Source organism: Rheinheimera gaetbuli (genome assembly GCF_054781935.1).
Genome location: NZ_BAAGTL010000008.1, coordinates 585,625 through 602,371, shown reverse-complemented (window position 1 = coordinate 602,371; position 16,747 = coordinate 585,625). Strand labels below are relative to the sequence as shown.

The 16,747-nt window shown below is 50.1% G+C and carries 16 protein-coding genes; 10 read left to right on the top strand and 6 right to left on the bottom strand.

Annotated elements, in window-relative coordinates:
- Positions 1–118: 118 nt before the first annotated feature.
- From xseA to ACYVIC_RS09610, 4 genes are all read left to right on the top strand, one after another.
- Positions 119–1,459, top strand: coding sequence for an exodeoxyribonuclease VII large subunit (gene xseA / locus ACYVIC_RS09625; protein WP_460859410.1), 1,341 nt, complete (start codon positions 119–121; stop codon positions 1,457–1,459).
- A gap of 102 nt (positions 1,460–1,561) precedes the next feature.
- A complete protein-coding gene (locus ACYVIC_RS09620; RefSeq protein ID WP_460859409.1) occupies positions 1,562–2,389 on the top strand; it encodes a MipA/OmpV family protein in 828 nt (275 codons plus the stop codon).
- Positions 2,390–2,474: 85 nt separating this feature from the next.
- Complete coding sequence (locus ACYVIC_RS09615; protein WP_460859407.1) at positions 2,475–2,726, top strand: AbrB/MazE/SpoVT family DNA-binding domain-containing protein; 252 nt, start codon at positions 2,475–2,477, stop codon at positions 2,724–2,726.
- The gene (locus ACYVIC_RS09610; protein WP_460859406.1) at positions 2,726–3,067 is read left to right on the top strand and encodes a type II toxin-antitoxin system ChpB family toxin; all 342 of its coding nucleotides are present in this window, start codon (positions 2,726–2,728) and stop codon (positions 3,065–3,067) included. Before ACYVIC_RS09615 ends, ACYVIC_RS09610 begins: the two co-directional genes overlap by 1 nt.
- 62 nt (positions 3,068–3,129) lie before the next feature.
- On the opposite strand, the gene ACYVIC_RS09605 is transcribed toward ACYVIC_RS09610, so the two are convergent.
- Positions 3,130–3,489 carry a hypothetical protein gene (locus ACYVIC_RS09605; RefSeq protein ID WP_460859404.1) on the bottom strand — a complete coding sequence of 120 codons (360 nt, stop codon included), beginning with the start codon at positions 3,487–3,489 and terminating at the stop codon, positions 3,130–3,132.
- A 60-nt stretch (positions 3,490–3,549) separates the two neighbouring features.
- On the opposite strand from ACYVIC_RS09605, the gene ACYVIC_RS09600 reads away from it, so the two are divergent.
- From ACYVIC_RS09600 to ACYVIC_RS09575, 6 genes are all read left to right on the top strand, one after another.
- On the top strand, positions 3,550–4,146 hold the full coding sequence (locus tag ACYVIC_RS09600; protein ID WP_460859403.1) for a gamma-glutamylcyclotransferase: 597 nt from the start codon (positions 3,550–3,552) through the stop codon (positions 4,144–4,146).
- 68 nt (positions 4,147–4,214) lie between these two features.
- Positions 4,215–5,030: a MipA/OmpV family protein gene (locus ACYVIC_RS09595; RefSeq protein ID WP_460859401.1), complete on the top strand. Its 816-nt coding sequence runs from the start codon at positions 4,215–4,217 to the stop codon at positions 5,028–5,030.
- A gap of 64 nt (positions 5,031–5,094) precedes the next feature.
- The gene (locus tag ACYVIC_RS09590; RefSeq protein ID WP_460859400.1) at positions 5,095–5,406 is read left to right on the top strand and encodes a DUF3019 domain-containing protein; all 312 of its coding nucleotides are present in this window, start codon (positions 5,095–5,097) and stop codon (positions 5,404–5,406) included.
- Between the two features lie 97 nt (positions 5,407–5,503).
- Positions 5,504–7,549, top strand: a complete 2,046-nt coding sequence (locus tag ACYVIC_RS09585; protein WP_460859399.1) for a TonB-dependent receptor plug domain-containing protein — start codon at positions 5,504–5,506, stop codon at positions 7,547–7,549.
- An 81-nt stretch (positions 7,550–7,630) separates the two neighbouring features.
- Positions 7,631–8,344 carry a response regulator gene (locus tag ACYVIC_RS09580; protein WP_460859397.1) on the top strand — a complete coding sequence of 238 codons (714 nt, stop codon included), beginning with the start codon at positions 7,631–7,633 and terminating at the stop codon, positions 8,342–8,344.
- Between the two features lie 4 nt (positions 8,345–8,348).
- Entirely contained in the window at positions 8,349–9,635 is a 1,287-nt protein-coding gene (locus tag ACYVIC_RS09575) for an ATP-binding protein (RefSeq protein ID WP_460859395.1), read from the top strand.
- Between the two features lie 95 nt (positions 9,636–9,730).
- Here ACYVIC_RS09575 and ACYVIC_RS09570 read toward each other — a convergent pair whose 3' ends face one another.
- The 5 genes from ACYVIC_RS09570 to hisS all read right to left on the bottom strand — a co-directional run bounded on the left by ACYVIC_RS09570 (position 9,731) and on the right by hisS (position 16,678).
- Positions 9,731–11,986: an Orn/Lys/Arg family decarboxylase gene (locus tag ACYVIC_RS09570; protein ID WP_460859394.1), complete on the bottom strand. Its 2,256-nt coding sequence runs from the start codon at positions 11,984–11,986 to the stop codon at positions 9,731–9,733.
- Positions 11,987–11,997: 11 nt separating this feature from the next.
- A complete protein-coding gene (gene der / locus ACYVIC_RS09565; protein WP_460859392.1) occupies positions 11,998–13,476 on the bottom strand; it encodes a ribosome biogenesis GTPase Der in 1,479 nt (492 codons plus the stop codon).
- Between the two features lie 72 nt (positions 13,477–13,548).
- Positions 13,549–14,730: an outer membrane protein assembly factor BamB gene (gene bamB / locus ACYVIC_RS09560; RefSeq protein WP_460859390.1), complete on the bottom strand. Its 1,182-nt coding sequence runs from the start codon at positions 14,728–14,730 to the stop codon at positions 13,549–13,551.
- A gap of 10 nt (positions 14,731–14,740) precedes the next feature.
- Positions 14,741–15,373 (bottom strand): YfgM family protein, encoded by a 633-nt coding sequence (locus ACYVIC_RS09555; RefSeq protein WP_460859388.1) that lies wholly within the window; start codon positions 15,371–15,373, stop codon positions 14,741–14,743.
- Positions 15,374–15,412: 39 nt separating this feature from the next.
- Positions 15,413–16,678, bottom strand: a complete 1,266-nt coding sequence (hisS, locus tag ACYVIC_RS09550; RefSeq protein ID WP_460859387.1) for a histidine--tRNA ligase — start codon at positions 16,676–16,678, stop codon at positions 15,413–15,415.
- Between the last annotated feature and the right edge of the window lie 69 nt (positions 16,679–16,747).

Genomic DNA, 16,747 nt, shown 5'->3' with positions numbered 1-16,747 from the left:
AAAAGATGGGGAATGTTGCGGCGCAATTTTAACGGTTTTGCGCGCGTATCACAAACGCTTTTTTGTTTTATGTTACTCTAGCGCCTTCGTTGTCAGGCCAGCTGCTGGTACGTTTTTTATGCAAAACCCCGATATCTATAGTGTTTCCCGCTTAAACAGTGAAGTACGCCTTACGTTGGAGCTGCAGTTTCAAACACTGTGGCTGCAGGGCGAAGTGTCTAACTTTGTCGCGGCCGCCAGCGGCCACTGGTACTTTTCGTTAAAAGACAGCGCAGCCCAGGTCAAATGTGCCATGTTTAAAATGGCCAACCGGGGCAGCAGCTTCAGGCCGCAAAACGGCCAGCAAGTGCTTATCCGGGCTCGCATCAGCGTGTACGAACCACGCGGCGAGTATCAGCTGTTGGCTGAATTTATCGAAAGCGCCGGTGCCGGTTTATTAAAACAGCAGTTTGAACAGTTAAAAGCGCAATTGCAGGCCGAAGGCTTATTTGACCCGGCATGCAAAAAACCTCTGCCGGCACAGGTGCAGCGTGTCGGCGTGATTACCTCACCCACCGGCGCTGCAGTGCGCGATATCGTTACTGTGCTAAACCGCCGTGCGCCGGGTATTGAAGTTATTGTGTATCCGTCCCAGGTGCAGGGCGAAACCGCAGCAGCACAGCTTCGCAATATGCTTAGCACAGCAGTACGCCGCAATGAAGTGGACGTGTTAATTATCGGCCGTGGCGGTGGCTCGTTAGAAGACTTATGGTGCTTTAACGATGAAGCTTTATGCCGTGCAGTAGCCGCTTGCCCTATTCCGATTGTCAGCGCCGTAGGCCATGAAATAGACTTTGCCCTTACCGACTTTGTTGCCGATGTGCGTGCGCCGACGCCCTCTGCTGCGGCAGAGCTGGTATCACCGGATCAATCGCACTTACTCGAGCACATTATGCGCTTGCGCAGTTCGCTTATTCAGGCCCAGCGCGCCCGCATGCAACACGCCGCGCCTAAGCTGCTAAACCTGAGCCAGCGCCTGTTAGCACTGCACCCGAAACGTCGCCTGCAACAACAGCAACAGCGGCTGGACGAGCTGCAACTGCGCTTAAGCAGCACCATAAAACGCAGCGTACAAAACGCGCAACAACGGCAACAGTATTTGGATAAAAGCCTGCGCCAGTTATCGCCGGTTAAAACCCTGCTACAACATACTCAGCACATTACTCAGCTGGAACGCAGGTTGATTAACGCCCAGCAGTTTCAGCTAAAGCAAAGCAAACAACAACTGGCGCAGTTAAGCAGCCAGCTAAACACCGTAAGCCCGCTGGCAACACTGGCCCGTGGTTACAGCATCACCTTTGACGATAAACAGCAGGTAGTCACCAATAGTAGCCAGCTAAAAGTTGGCGATAAGGTAGCGGTAAAACTGGCAGCAGGTGGTTTTGATGCACAAGTAACAAAGCTGAATGAGCTCAAGTAATAAAGTGCGTAAATAAGATCTGTTGACAAAAGTTAGCCGTAAACCGGACCTGAGCACTATACTCACGTTGCATTCTGCCCTGCTGATACAGCTAAGGTTTTTATGAACAAGTTTACCGGTTTACTGTTAGTCATTTTACTACATGGTTTTTTCCCTCAAACTGCATTAGCGCAAAACGACAAAACAGCGCTGGTACCTTTGCCCTCCGTAGACGACTTTACCCGGGGTAATGATGGCTGGGCTTTCGCGCTTGGTGCAGGCATCGAGTATGAAACCGCCTACGAAGGCTCGGACGAATTTGGTGTCGAAATACAGCCAGCCGGCGCAATACAATGGCGCCGCGGTAATGATATTTTCTACTTTGCCGGTGAAGCCTTGGGTTGGCGCGGTGTTCGGGCTGACACCTGGCTACTCGAAGCCTTAATAGGCTTTGATGAAGGCCGCGAAGAAAATGACTCTGACGATGGTCGTCTGGACGGGCTGGGTGATAACGAAGAGGGGTTTGAAATAGTGTTGCAGGCACGGCGGGCGTTTAGCAACGACTGGCGTTATTGGTTGGTAAGCCGGCTGATGACCGGTGATAACGGCAACCTTGGCTTGTTTGGCGTGGGCCGCCGCTTCGGCGATAAAACCGACGGCTCCGGCTCGGAATTTAATGTTGTGGCGGTGTTTCACGACAGCAAATATGCCAATACAGGTTTCGGTATCACTGCAGAGCAATCACTGGCATCAGGTTTGGCTGAAACCAACCTGAGTGGTGGTTTACGCTCAATCGGGATTGATTACAACTACCGGCATAATATCAACGACAACTGGCAGATTTTCGGCGAGGCATTGTACGAGCATTTCAGCAGCGACGTGCGCAATAGCCCCATCGCCCGCAGCAACTATGAAGCCGAAATCGGCATTGGGTTTATTTATATATTCTAGCCCGACCAAGTTGAGTAATAAAAATTATTGACGTCATAGCATGGCCTGCTAAAGTAATAACATTGTTAGTACAAAGGGCTTTGGTATGGAAATTATTATCCGTAAAATTGGTAACTCAAAAGGTGTGGTGATACCAGCACCACTGCTTAAACAGTTGGGGCTGGATATTGATGACAAAGCCGACGTAGTGGCAGAAAACGGCCGCTTAGTTATTGCCCCCAAAGCAAAAACGAAATACTCGCTGGCTGAGCTTATCGCCAAATGTGATCAAGATGCTGCTATGCCAGAAGAGCTGATTGAGTGGGAAGCAGCAGCACCGGTTGGAAACGAGTGGTAATGGCAGTATTCGACCGTGGCGATATTGTTCGGGTGTGCCTTAATCCCACAGCGGGTAAAGAGATACAAGGCGATTACCGTCCCTGTTTAGTCCTAACGCAAAAAGCTTTTAATCAGCTGGGCATGACATTAATAGCGCCTATTTCCCAAGGCGCAGATTTTGCCCGCATACGCGGCTTTGCCGTACCATTAATCGGCAGCGGCACAGCAACTCAGGGGGTTGTACTGGTAAACGGCATCAGAATGGCAGATTTGGTAGCAAGGCAAGCCAAAAAAGTGGAAACCGCCCCCAAAGCTATTGTTAATGAAGTACTGGCCGTTATGCACGCAATTATCGAGTAAACGATATGATTAATTACCTACCCCTCCCTCTTTTAGAAACAAGCTTAAACGTCGATGACTTATCACAAGATACGCAGCCTGAAGCGTTTAAAACAGCGTACCTTAAACACTGGGGTCGCAGTCCATGATTGGCAGTAAACACGTTTTATCGCTGTTCCTTGTTGCGACCATGTTCCATTACGCACTGGTTCTCCAATGAATTTCATTCCAACTTTCATCCCACCATCTACATCAATGAATCTTGGATGCGTCAATTTTACACGAAGCGGCGCTGCTTCGTATGGATCTTCCCACAAGACAGGTGATACAAGCACATTCTGGCTTTTTGCTAACATTTCAACCAAACGATCTAACGGTACGATCTTGTATAGCACCTCAGGATACTGTTGATTGGAGTTTAGGCAAAGTTTTACTCTAGGCATTAATAGTTCCCATTGCTGCTATAAATCTTAGACATTCAAATTTAATCTAAACAGAACCCTATGTCACACAACACCATTTCCCTGAATAAAGAACGGCAACCGTTAGATCACCTGGATTCAGTGTGGTTGTTTGGTTATGGCTCGCTAATTTATAAAGCTGACTTTGCTTATCTTGACGCTAAACCAGCCTGCATTTATGGCTGGGCGCGGCGGTTTTGGCAGGGCTCACATGATCATCGTGGTACGCTTGACTCGCCAGGCCGGGTATTAACCCTGATTGAAGCAGCCGGTGCGCGCTGTGTGGGTATGGCGTATCAGGTTACACCCGATACCTTTGAGCATTTAGACCATCGCGAGAAAAACGGTTACCTGCGTGTATTTACGCCACTGCATTGGCTGCACGAACCTTGCAACAGCGGGCACGGTGAAACAGAAGGCGTGGTGTATTTAGCCAGCGCGGATAATGAAGCGTATCTAGGCCCTGCCAGTGATGCTGAAATTGCTGCCCATATTGCCAAAAGCCGTGGCCCAAGCGGCCCGAATAGTGAGTATGTGCTGAAACTGGCGCAGGCGCTGCGTGAGATGAATGAGCAGGATGAGCATGTGTTTGCCATAGAGCGTGAGCTGTTAACGCTGAGTAAGGCGCAAAAACGCTGACATTTTTTATACAGTTTCAGCTCAATTAAACCGGTACAGTGTTGTTTTATCTGATGTAGGGAACTGCTTTGCGTAAACTGTTGTTGTTAATCAGTCTCTCCCTGCTAAGCGGAAAAGCAGTCGCAGAGGGCGGAAAAAAATTTAACTGGCAACTTGATGTTGGCTTCGGTGTTAGCCACGGCAATAATATTGTTCCTGCATTTGACAGCAAGTTAAATGGCGCGCCACAACTGCAGATACAATTCAATTTTGAATACAAAAACTGGTTTGCCGAAGCCACCAGCGTTCGCAGCGGTTATGTTTTTGGTAACCCTACATTAGGCTATCGGCTGCTAACCGGCGATAACTCCAATGTCGCTATTGTAATGGCAAGCTATCACTTTGGTTTTGGTCCAACCGTTTCGTCACGTGATGGCTTGCGGATAAGCAGTTTAGAGGGACTAAATAACAGAGAACATGATCTGGCACCGGGCCTGCGTTATCAGCAACAACTAAGTGAAAATCAGCTTTTTTCTCTACAACTAAGTAAAGACTTGAAAGCCTATCACGGTGAGATGTTCAGCTTATTTTATGGCCATCGCTTTGAATACAACAACTGGGATCTGTACCTGAATACTGAGCTAAACTGGCACAGTGCAAAACTGATTAATTATTACTACGGCGTTTCCACTACAGAAAGCACACCTGATCGGCCAGAGTATCAGGCTGGCAGCGGCTGGCGTCAGCATTTTGGTCTTGTTGGCGTATACCCGCTGCACCCCAAATGGGTAATTGAGTTGGGTTCAGGTATAAACTGGTATAGTAAAGCACACACTAATAGCCCGCTAACCCGGGATAAACCAGAATGGCAGTCTTTTGTTATTTTTCGCTATGTATATAAATAAAGGCTGCTTTTATCTTCTGATACTCGCTGGTTGCCTGTGGCACAGCCAGGCTATGGCTAGCGGGTTGCTAGAAGTTACTCCCGCGACCTGCGTAACCTTGCAACAAGGCCGCAGTTGTCACACCCAGGTGCAGGTGAGCTGGCAACTGCCAAAAGCCGACAATGTTTGCCTGTACCTGCAACAGCAGGTTCTACAGTGCTGGCAAAACAGCGATGCGGCACAGTGGCGCTGGCGCTTTGAATATATCACCAGTCAACAACTGACATTATGGCGGCTTGGCAAAGACGGCCAGCCAACAGAATTACTCGATAACGCAGTGGTAGAGGTTAACTGGGTACACAATGCGCAAAAAAAGCGTCTGTGGCGACGTTTCTGACACTTGCTGACATTTTCCTGACAAGCCTTGTACAACATGCGGCGTCCCACTACGCCAGAATACCATCACTTTTAGCAACACAGTGATGGGTGAGATGGTGAAACAGACTAAATCAATATTATTCAGCGCTTTAGCATTTTATTGCCAACCGGCTTTTACGCTGGCGCTGGCCGACAGTACACAACAACACAATACGGACAACAGCCAGGTCGAGCGTCTGACCATACAAGGGCAGCGCAATATGCCTCAGACCGAGGTTGATGAGGATACACAAAAGTTGCTAAATGTTGCAGCCGTAATGGGCGATCCCATTCAGGCCATTTATACCCTGCCCGGCGTAGTATACGACACCACTGAAAGCGCCCCGGCAGTAAGAGGTTCATCACCTTTTGACAACCACTTTATGCTGGATGGCCAGCGCAGCGGGCCTTTGCTGAATAACCTGTACGGCAGCGCTATCAATCCGGAACTGCTGGCGCAATTTGATTTGTATCCTGCCGCCTTTGCCGCGCCTTTCGGCCATGCCACAGGCGCAGTATTTGATTTGCGGCTGCGCGACCCGAAAGCTCAGCCGCTCGGCGCGGTAGTCGACTTAAATATACTGCGCACTTCAATACTGGCAGAAGGGGCCCTGACAGAAAACCAGGCTTTTTATGCCGCCTACCGCTTAAGTACACTGCAACATTTTGTCGCAAAAGACGACGAGCTGGAAGATGGCATAACGGTAACCAAACCGCCACAATTAAGTGATTATCAGCTGCGCTATCAGTGGCGGCCAGGACAGCAGCATAAAGTCACCCTAACCACATTGGGCGTGGCCGAAAAAGCCGGCATTAATTTATCTGCCGCATCTGACGCCGGCCGCATAGATCCTGAAAATGTTGGCGACGCGGCATTTAATACCAACTGGCACAGTCAACAAGTACGCTATCAGTTTTTTGGCAACAACGGCCAACAGCTCAGCCTGGCCGCGTTAAACCTGCAGCAAAGCGAAAAAGCCTCTTTTGGTGACGCGCAGTTTTACCGCTTAGAGCAGGATTACCGCGAACTGCAAATAAGCTGGCAACAACGGCTAAATTCGCTACTGTCAGTGCATGCCGGTGCTGAAACCGGCGCGCTGGATGTAACCTATGAATATGATTTGATTCCGTACTACTGCACTGACCATCAACAAGATTGCCAGGCCAACCGCGGCGAGCGCGAACAGGACAACGACGGCTTGACCCAGCGTTACCACTCGGCCTTTATCGACAGCATTTGGCAACTAAGTGCCGATATTCGTTGGCAGCTGGGCATACGCTACGATAAAGAACGTTACACCAACGCAGACATGCTGGCACCACGTACCCAGCTAAGTTGGCAGTTAACCGATAAACTACAGTGGTTTGCCAGTGCCGGGCGCCACCAGCAAACACCTGAGTTGGAGCAAATTCTGCCTAAAGTGGGTAACCGGCAGTTAAACTCCCCTAAAGCAGACCACTTCGCTACAGGTGGCAGTTACCAGTTTTCTGGCTGGCAGCTCAAGCTTGAGTTGTACTATAAAAAGCTATGGCATCTGGCCAGAGCCCTTGCGCCACAGCTGGACGTTACCGGTCAGCACTATGCCAGCGATGTCACCGGCACAGCACGGGGTATAGAACTGATGCTGGAAAAACAGCTGACCAACAACTGGTCTGGCTGGGTATCGCTTAGTTATTCACAGTCAGACCGCAAAGATCCTCTTACTGCTGTCACCACAGAATACCGGCTGGATACGCCGCTGGTGGTTAATGCAGTACTTAATTACAAACTAAACCAGGACTGGACTATGGGCGCGGTATTTACCGGCCGCTCAGGTAACCGCTACTCGCCTATTATTGGCGCAAGGCCTAACCCATATCATCCGGATTACTTGTTGCCGGTTTATGGCGACCTTAATAGCGAGCGCTTGCCGTTTTATCACCGGCTTGATGTGGAATTTAAGCGTAACAGCCAGGTGTTTGGCCGGCCGGCGGAGTATACGTTTGCCGTGCGTAACTTATACAACCGGGAAAACATCAGCGGCTACTATCTGCTTAATACCCCTGATACACAAAGCTACCGCATCGACAAAGAAGAAGACCTGGGGATTTTCCCTTACGCCGGTGTTAAAGTTTGGTTCTGACATTTTTGATACAAAATTGTCAAGCTTGCTGCGCTATAGTAGCAAGCTTGCATAAGCTCAGGGAACGGCAAATTGAACAGCATGCAAATAGCAGAGAGCGCCAACTTATTACTGATTGAAGATGACATGGCGCTGGCGCAATGGATAAGCGATTTCCTGCAAGAGCGCGGCTTTCAGGTAACCCATTTTAGCCGTGGTGACATCGCGCTGGCACAGTGGCGACAGCATCAGGCAGACTTAATATTACTTGATCTGATGCTGCCAGGCGTCAATGGCCTGGAAATTTGCCGGCAGATCCGCCAGCAGTCAGACATACCCGTGTTAATGCTGACAGCCCAAGGCGAAGAGTTGGATGAGGTGCTGGCACTTGAGAGCGGCGCCAACGATTATCTGATAAAGCCTATACGGCCTCGGGCCTTACTGGCGAGGATCCAAAATGTGTTGCGCCGGCTTCAGCTGCCGCAACACAGCACAACGGAAGTGGAACAGCTGCAATTTGGCGTATTAACCCTCAGCAAGGTGTCGCACCGGGTGCGCCTGGCCGAAGCTGAAATCAGCTTGTCCGCCACCGAATTTAAATTATTGTGGTTACTGGCCAGCAATGCTGGCACAGTGCTTAGCCGCCAACAGGTATTTTTGCATATGACAGGCCGCGATTACGACGGCTTAGACCGGCGCATTGATATGCTAATCTCGGTACTGCGACGCAAATTAAACGATAACAGTAGCCAGCCACTGCGGATAAAAACCATCTGGGGCAAAGGCTACTTGTTTGTTGCCGACGCCTGGCAGTAAAACGATGACACGAATTTTTCTCGGCTTACTGATTACCTGCTTAGTATCACTGTTTGGTCTGGGTTACCTGCTGGACCGCCTGGCTGATCAGCCAACGCCAGCCACTACAGCGCCACTGGCTGCAAAGTTGTTGCATTATCTGGCACAGCAAAGCCAACACCTTAACGAAGCAGAGTTAATTGAATATTACCGCCAACAAGCCATGCAACTGGACATTGAACTGCAGCTGGAGCACTTCCAGGCGCTGGCCATTCCAACGGAGCTGATGCCATTGCTAAGCTCTGCCAGTGGTTTAGCACTGGCAGGCGATCAGCAACAGTATTTGCTACGCCAGTTAACTGCACATCCGCAGTGGTTGCTAAAAATGACGTTACAAAATACAGACGAGCACCATCCCTTGAGTATATGGCTGACATTAGCCCTGTATCTGGGCATGGCATTCCTGCTGCTGCTATGGCAGTGGCCGTTAGTCAGCCGACTTAAGCAGCTAACCCGCGCCGCTGAGCGCTTCGGCCGTGGCGAGCATAGCAGCCGTTTAAGCTTATCCCGGTTTAGCTACATCCCCGGCCTGGAGCAAAGTTTTAACCGGATGGCCGATCAAATAAGCCAGTTGCTACACGAAAACCAACTGCTGGCTAAAAGCCTGTCACACGATTTACGTACCCCCATTGCTTGCCTGCGTTTTGGCCTGGATGCACTTTTCGATGTCAGCAGCACCGACAAAAAACAGCAGTTACTGCAGCGCATGGAACAAGATGTCGACCGCATGGAAGCTATGGTTAATTCGTTTTTGCAGTTTGCCAGCTTATCCCGCACCGCACTTAGCCTCGAGTTTAGCCGTCAGCATATGCAACCCTGGTTACAACACTATTGCCAAAGCATCGAGCCTTTGCTGGCGCAACAGCAATTGCGTTTCTCGTTGCTAATGACAGAGCCGGCACTGCACAGCCAAATTAACCCGCACTGGCTGGAGCGGGCGCTAAGCAACATTATTAGCAACGCCTGCCGCTTTGCCAGCAGCCAGATCCAAATAACCCTGTCAGTTAAACAACAGCAGTTACTTATTACCATCAGCGATGATGGCCCCGGCATAGCCATTACCGAGGAAAAAAATGTTTTACTGCCTTTCGTTAAACTGGACACAACAATAGAGGATAGCTCACCTCACTTTGGTCTGGGGCTGGCCATCACGGCAGAAATTATTAAGTGGCATCATGGCAGTATTGTTGTCGACCGCGACCCCGCCCTCGCTGGCGCCCGCTTCAGCCTTTACCTCAAACTTTGCAGCTAGCAGGTTAAGCCCAGCATCAAACTGCAGCTGCTCTTTTAAATTATCGTTTCTATTTTTGGCGCTAAAATTAGTTGCTGGAATTAAAAACTCAACACTTACTCTTTAACTACATCAATAAAGTACTTCAGCTCACCGTTTACCATCTCGCGCACTAAACCGTGCACGTCGGTTTCAAACCCCGGAAAGGCACCGTTAAAGGCGCGGGTAAACTGCAGGTAGCTAATAATAATTTTATTAAAACGCTCGCCCGGTACCATCAGCGGTATACCAGGCGGGTACGGCGTTACCAGCATGGCGGTTACACGGCCTTCAATCTCGTCTATGGATACGCGCTCGATGTCGCGGTGCGCCATTTTCGCCCAGGCATCGGCCGGTGTCATCGCGGTTTCAATATTGGACAAGTACATTTCAGTGGTCACTTTAGCCACGTCAAACTTGCGGTACATATTGTGAATTTGCTGACACAGATCGCGCAAGCCGACTTTTTCATAGCGCGGATGCTTTTTGGCAAATTCCGGCATAATGCGCCACATTGGCTGGTTCTGGTCGTAATCGTCTTTAAACTGCTGCAGCTCGGTAACCATAGAGTTCCAGCGGCCTTTGGTAATGCCGATGGTAAACATGATAAAGAACGAGTACAGGCCGGTTTTTTCAATAATAATACCGTGCTCGGCCAGGTACTTGCTGACAATAGCCGCTGGTATGCCCTGCTCATCAAACTGACCATGCAAGTTTAAACCCGGCGTAATAATGGTAGCTTTAATCGGGTCGAGAATATTAAAGCCCGACTCTATCGCACCAAAACCATGCCAGCTGTCTTTAGCGTGCAAAGTCCAGTTATCGCGCGTGCCTAAGCCTTCTTCTGGTAACTCGTCTGGGCCCCAAACACGGAACCACCAGTCGTCATCACCAAATTCAGCATCCACTTTACGCATAGCACGGCGAAAATCGATGGCTTCCATTAAGCTCTCTTCTACCAACGCCGTGCCGCCCGGTGCTTCCATCATCGCCGCGGCCACGTCGCAGCTGGCAATAATGGCGTATTGCGGGCTGGTAGAGCTGTGCATCAGGTAAGACTCGTTAAAGCGGTGCGTATCGAGGCTGCGTTTTTCGGCGTTTTGTACCAGAATTTGCGATGCCTGCGATAAACCCGCCAGCAACTTGTGGGTCGACTGGGTGGCAAACACTAAGGTGTCTTCTGAGCGCGGCCGATCTTTGCCTATCGCATGCATATTTTTATAGAAATCATGGAAGCTGGCATGCGGCAGCCAGGCTTCGTCAAAATGCAGCGTATCGATCGTTGAACCCAGCTCCTGCTTAATTTCTTCCACGTTATACAAGATACCGTCGTAGGTACTTTGCGTAATGGTTAAAATGCGCGGCTTTTTGTTCTTGGCATTACGGGCAAAGGGGTTGGCCTCAATCTTCTTCGCGATAGCTTCTGGCGAAAACTCGCTTTTAGGAATAGGGCCGATAATGCCGTAATGGTTGCGGGTTGGCATTAAAAACACCGGGATAGCCCCAGTCATAATAATCGAGTGCAGTATCGATTTATGGCAGTTACGGTCTACCACTACGATATCACCCAGTGCCACCACTGAGTGCCAGACCATTTTGTTCGACGTAGAAGTACCGTTGGTCACAAAAAATAAGTGGTCACAGCTGAAAATACGCGCCGCGTTGGCTTCGCTTTCGGCTACCGGGCCGGTGTGGTCCAGCAGCTGGCCTAATTCATCTACCGCGTTACACACATCAGCACGCAACATGTTTTCACCGAAAAACTGGTGAAACATCTGGCCGACAGGGCTTTTTAAAAAGGCTACGCCACCGGAATGGCCTGGGCAGTGCCAGGAGTAAGAGCCATCGGAGGCGTAATCCATTAATGCATTAAAAAACGGTGGTGCTAAGGCATCGAGGTATTTTTTCGCTTCGCGGATAATGTGCTTGGCAACAAACTCCGGCGTGTCTTCAAACATATGGATAAAGCCATGCAACTCACGCAGTACGTCGTTCGGTACATGACGGGTGGTGCGGGTTTCACCATATAAGAAGATCGGAATATCGGCGTTACGCTTACGCACTTCTTTGATAAAAGTACGCAGCTCACCGAGCGCCAGCGCGACTTCTTCGGCACTGCCGCTACCAAATTCTTCATCGTCAATCGACAAAATAAAGCAGGATGCGCGGCTGGCTTGCTGGGCAAAGGCGCTTAAATCGACATAGCTGGTATAACCTACTACTTCAAAACCGTGGCTGCTGATAGCCTGGGCTAAGTCGCGAATACCGGAGCCGGAGATATTCTCCGAGCGAAAGTCTTCATCGATAACAATAACCGGGAAACGAAAATTCATGCGATTGGTCCTTATTGGTCCATCTTTTTACGCGCTTTCATCAAGCGCTCACGCTTGTACTTTTGCAGCGGCGTTTCTGTGTTCTTTTTATTTGGTGCAAACGGGTTCTCACCTTCGCGGAATTCGATGCGAATAGGCGTACCCATCATTTGCAGCGCTTTGCGGAAATAGTTCATTAAATAGCGTTTGTAGGAATCGGGCAGATCGTCTACCTGATTACCATGAATAACAATAAGCGGCGGGTTATAACCACCGGCGTGAGCATATTTCAGTTTTACCCGACGACCATGTACTAATGGCGGCTGGTGATCTTCCTGCGCCATTTTCATAATACGGGTCAGCAGCGCTGTACTGTGACGTTTGGTGGCACTGTCAAAGGCTTCTTCTACTGATTCAAATAAATTGCCCACACCAGAGCCGTGTAACGCCGAAATAAAGTGTAAGCGGGCAAAGTCGATAAAACCCAAGCGACGGTCAAGCTCGCGTTTCACTTCATCTTTTATGCTGTCGTTTAAACCATCCCATTTATTTACTGCGATAACCAGCGAGCGGCCCGAGTTAAGCACAAAACCAAGGATGCTTAAGTCTTGATCGGAAATACCCAAACGGGCATCCAGCACTAAAATAACCACATTGGCATCTTCAATCGCCTGTAGCGTTTTTACTACCGAGAATTTTTCTACCATATCGTCGATTCTGCCGCGACGGCGCACACCGGCGGTGTCAATCAGCGTGTAGTCGCGCTCGTTACGTTGCATCGGAATATAGACAGAATCGCGCGTAGTACCCGGCATATCAAACACTACAACCCGCTCTTCGCCCAAAATGCGGTTAGTCAGTGTTGACTTACCGACATTAGGCCGGCCAACAATAGCCAGTTTAATATGTTCGCTGCGCAGCCTTGCGGCCTCGGCATCAGCTTCTTCTTCGGTCAGCGTTTCCAGCGCCGGGCCTGCATCCGGTTCAATTTCACCAGCCAGGCGTTTTTGCTGCTCTTCGCTTAACAGCGGGATCAGTGCCTGGTTTAACAGCACCGACACACCACGGCCATGGGCAGCCGCAATGGCATAGACCTCGCCCAGGCCTAAACTGTAAAAGTCGGCGATTGCGGTATCCGCATCCAGGCCGTCGGTTTTATTGGCGACGACAAAGACTTTCTTTTCAACTTTGCGGATGTGCGCGGCTATAGCTTCATCACCTACGGTAGCGCCAACCCGTGCATCAACCATAAACAGCACAACATCAGCTTCGTCGATGGCTTTGAGCGACTGCTCGGCCATTTCCACTTCAATGCCCTGCTCGTTACCGTCGATACCACCGGTATCGACTACAATAAATTCCAGCCCTTCATAGTTAACCGAGCCGTATTTACGGTCACGTGTCAGGCCGGGGAAATCGGCTACCAGCGCATCACGGGTGCGGGTTAAGCGATTAAAAAGTGTCGATTTACCGACATTGGCTCGCCCTACCAGGGCAACAACAGGCAACATTATGTGAACCTCAAAAATAACAAAACAGGCCCGGTACAGGCCTGTTTAAAAACTTTAACCGCTAAACCCGGTTTAAGGCGTTTGTAATAAGACTAGCTCACCGCTACGGCTTTGCACCAACAGATGGTTACCATCTGTCACCGCTTCGGTATAAAAACCTGAGCTGTCCATACTCTGGCGGGCAACAAAATCACCGGTATTGCGATTAAGCCAGTGCAAATTGCCCTTACGATCACCAACCACCAGATAATCTTTATACACTACCGGAGCTGTCAGAAAATGCTTATGTAGCCCCTGCTGTGACCATAGCTCTGTGCCGTTGCGGCTGTCTACACTATAGATGCGTCCGGTTGAATCGACCAGATATAGCACATCACCCGCAGCGGTTAGGTTACGGAAGCTGGCATAGTCACGTTTCCATAACTGCCGGCCGCTGCGAAGCTCCAGTGCGACTAATTCGCCGTTATAAGCAATGCTATACACCACGCCGGCACGAACCACCGGCCTGGCGTCAACATCAACCAAACGTGACAGATCTGTACTGCCTTTAGGCACAGCAATTTGTTCTTCCCAGGCCTGGTAACCGCGTTCGGCAATTAGCACACCTAAATGGCCACTACCAGAACCGTAAATAACACCACCGGCTTCTACCAACGGCTCGCTAACACCACGCAAGGTTAACGCTGGTTGTTCATTTTCAAACTGCCAACGTTGTTCACCGCTGTCCGGATGCAACGCCACCAGGGTGCCGGCGCCGGTTGCAACAACCACTAAGCCTTCGCCTAACGCTGGGCGGGCCAGCACTTCGCCTTTAACTTCTACCCGCCATAACAGCTGACCTTCTGGCGATAAGGCCACCACGTCGCCATTTTCGGTGCCAAAGTACAGTTTATCGTAACCATAACTCAGGCCGCCTGAAATACGTGCATTGTCGCCAGACCATACATCGCTAATGCTGCTCCACATAGAGCTACCATCAGGTTTGCGTAAATCGAACAGCCATTTGCGTTTACCGCTTTGCAACTCATAAGCTGCTACAAGGCCTTCGCGACTGGCAGCATACACCGTATCATTAACGATAATCGGTGTTAGCTTTGACTCATAATGCCCGACGCCCGAGCCCACATCGCGATCCCAAACGACTATAGGTGCAATACTGTTAGTTACCGGCGGCAGCACCAGCTCTTCTTTGCTGGAACACGCTGCCAACACAAAGGCGGCTAACAGCACCAGGGGTTTTACTGATAAATTCACACTCACCTCGTTATACTGCTGTGACGTGTGCTAAGTCATCCAGCTTTACTTGCAGCAACTGGGCATTTTCACCCGCATTGTCCAGTGCCAGCTGATATGCCGCTTTAGCCTCTGCCAGTTTGCCCGCTTGCAGCTGAATATCGCCCTTTAGCTCAGCTTGCAGTGCAATAAAGCTCTGCGGTACTGGTTTGGCTAATGTTTCCAGCGCCGCATCTAATTTACCCTGTTCACGTTGCAAACGCGCCAAACGCAGCTGTGCCACCGCAGCCAACGACGGCTGTTTTATCTGTGTAAGCGCCCAGTTAAACTGGCTTTCAGCTTTATCAAACTGTTGTAATGCGATAGCATCTTTTGCGGCCAACAACGCCGCCATTACCGCGTAATTATCCTTTTTGCCACCATCAATAAAACCTTGCGCCTGTGCCAGCCAATCTTCGCTGGCATTATCAGGGCGTTGCTCTAGCAACTGGCTAAAGCCGCTTGACGACTGCTCGGCACTGCCGCGCTGCTCGGCCTGATAAAAACGAAAACCATATAACACAGCCAGACCAAGCACTACGCCGCCTAAAATGGCTTTGCCGTACTCATGCCAAAACCGTTTTATTGCTTCTACCTGCTGTTCTTCACTGCTATATATTTCCACTGCATTACTCCAAAGTGCGGCACGGGCCTGTGATGCTAATTAAGCCAGTGCGTTCGCCAGTTCAGTTAATAAGATTGTCTGTTGGGGTGTATCGTCGCGCAGCCATTTTACGCTGACTTCGCCGCGTGCAAGCTCGTCTTCCCCTAAAATTAAACCAATGCCAGCGCCAGACTTATCTGCCCGCTTCATCTGTTTCTTTAAATTACCGCCGCCACAATGCACCATAATGCGTTTGCCGGGCAAGCCTGTTCGCAGCTTTTCGGCAACAGACAAGGCAGCAAGTTCCGCCTGCTCACCTAAAGCCATCAGATAAATATCTGCTACCGCCGGTAACGGCGGTAGTAAATTCAGCGTTTGCAGCAACAACACCAGCCGCTCAAGGCCTAAGGCAAAGCCTACTGCCGGCGTAGCTTTACCGCCTAGTTGTTCTACCAGACCGTCGTAACGACCACCTGCGCATACTGTACCTTGCGACCCCAGTTCAGTGGTTACCCACTCAAACACAGTTTTATTGTAGTAATCCAGCCCGCGCACCAGCCGGGGGTTAACACTAAATTCGATACCAGCCAATGTCAGCAGCTGTTGCACACGGGCAAAATGCTCCGCGGACTCTTGCTGCAGATAATCTGCCAGTTTAGGCGCCGCGGCTAATATTTCGCCCAACGCCGGGTTTTTGCTATCAAGCACCCGCAGCGGATTAGTATACATGCGGCGCAGGCTGTCTTCATCCAACTCGGCTTTATGCTGTTCCAGATAAGCCACTAAAGCATCACGATAGGCTGCACGCTCTTCGCTTGAGCCTAAAGAGTTCAACTCCAGCTTTACATAAGGTGTTAGGCCTAATTGCTGCCACAACCTAGCACTTAACATAATGACTTCGGCATCGATATCAGCAGAGGCAATGCCAAAAGCTTCCAAACCAAACTGATGGAACTGCCGGTACCGGCCTTTTTGCGGCCGCTCATGCCGGAACATCGGCCCGGTATACCATAAGCGTTGTTCCTGATTGTACAGCAAACCATGTTCGTTGCCGGCACGCACACAACAAGCGGTGCCTTCGGGGCGCAAGGTTAAGCTGTCGCCGTTACGATCAGCAAAGCTGTACATTTCTTTTTCGACAATATCGGTAACTTCGCCAATAGAACGTTTAAACAGCTCGGTCATTTCTACTATCGGAAAACGGATTTCACTGTAGCCATAGCTGGCAACCGTTTGGCGTAGTACCTGTTCAACGAATTGCCACGCCGGCGTATCCTGCGGCAGGCAATCGTTCATGCCGCGAATGGCCTGAATTTGCTTCGACAAAATGACATTTCCATCGGGTTAAGTTAAAAAGCAGCGGCGATTATAGGCGCAAGGCGCGCAAACACCAAG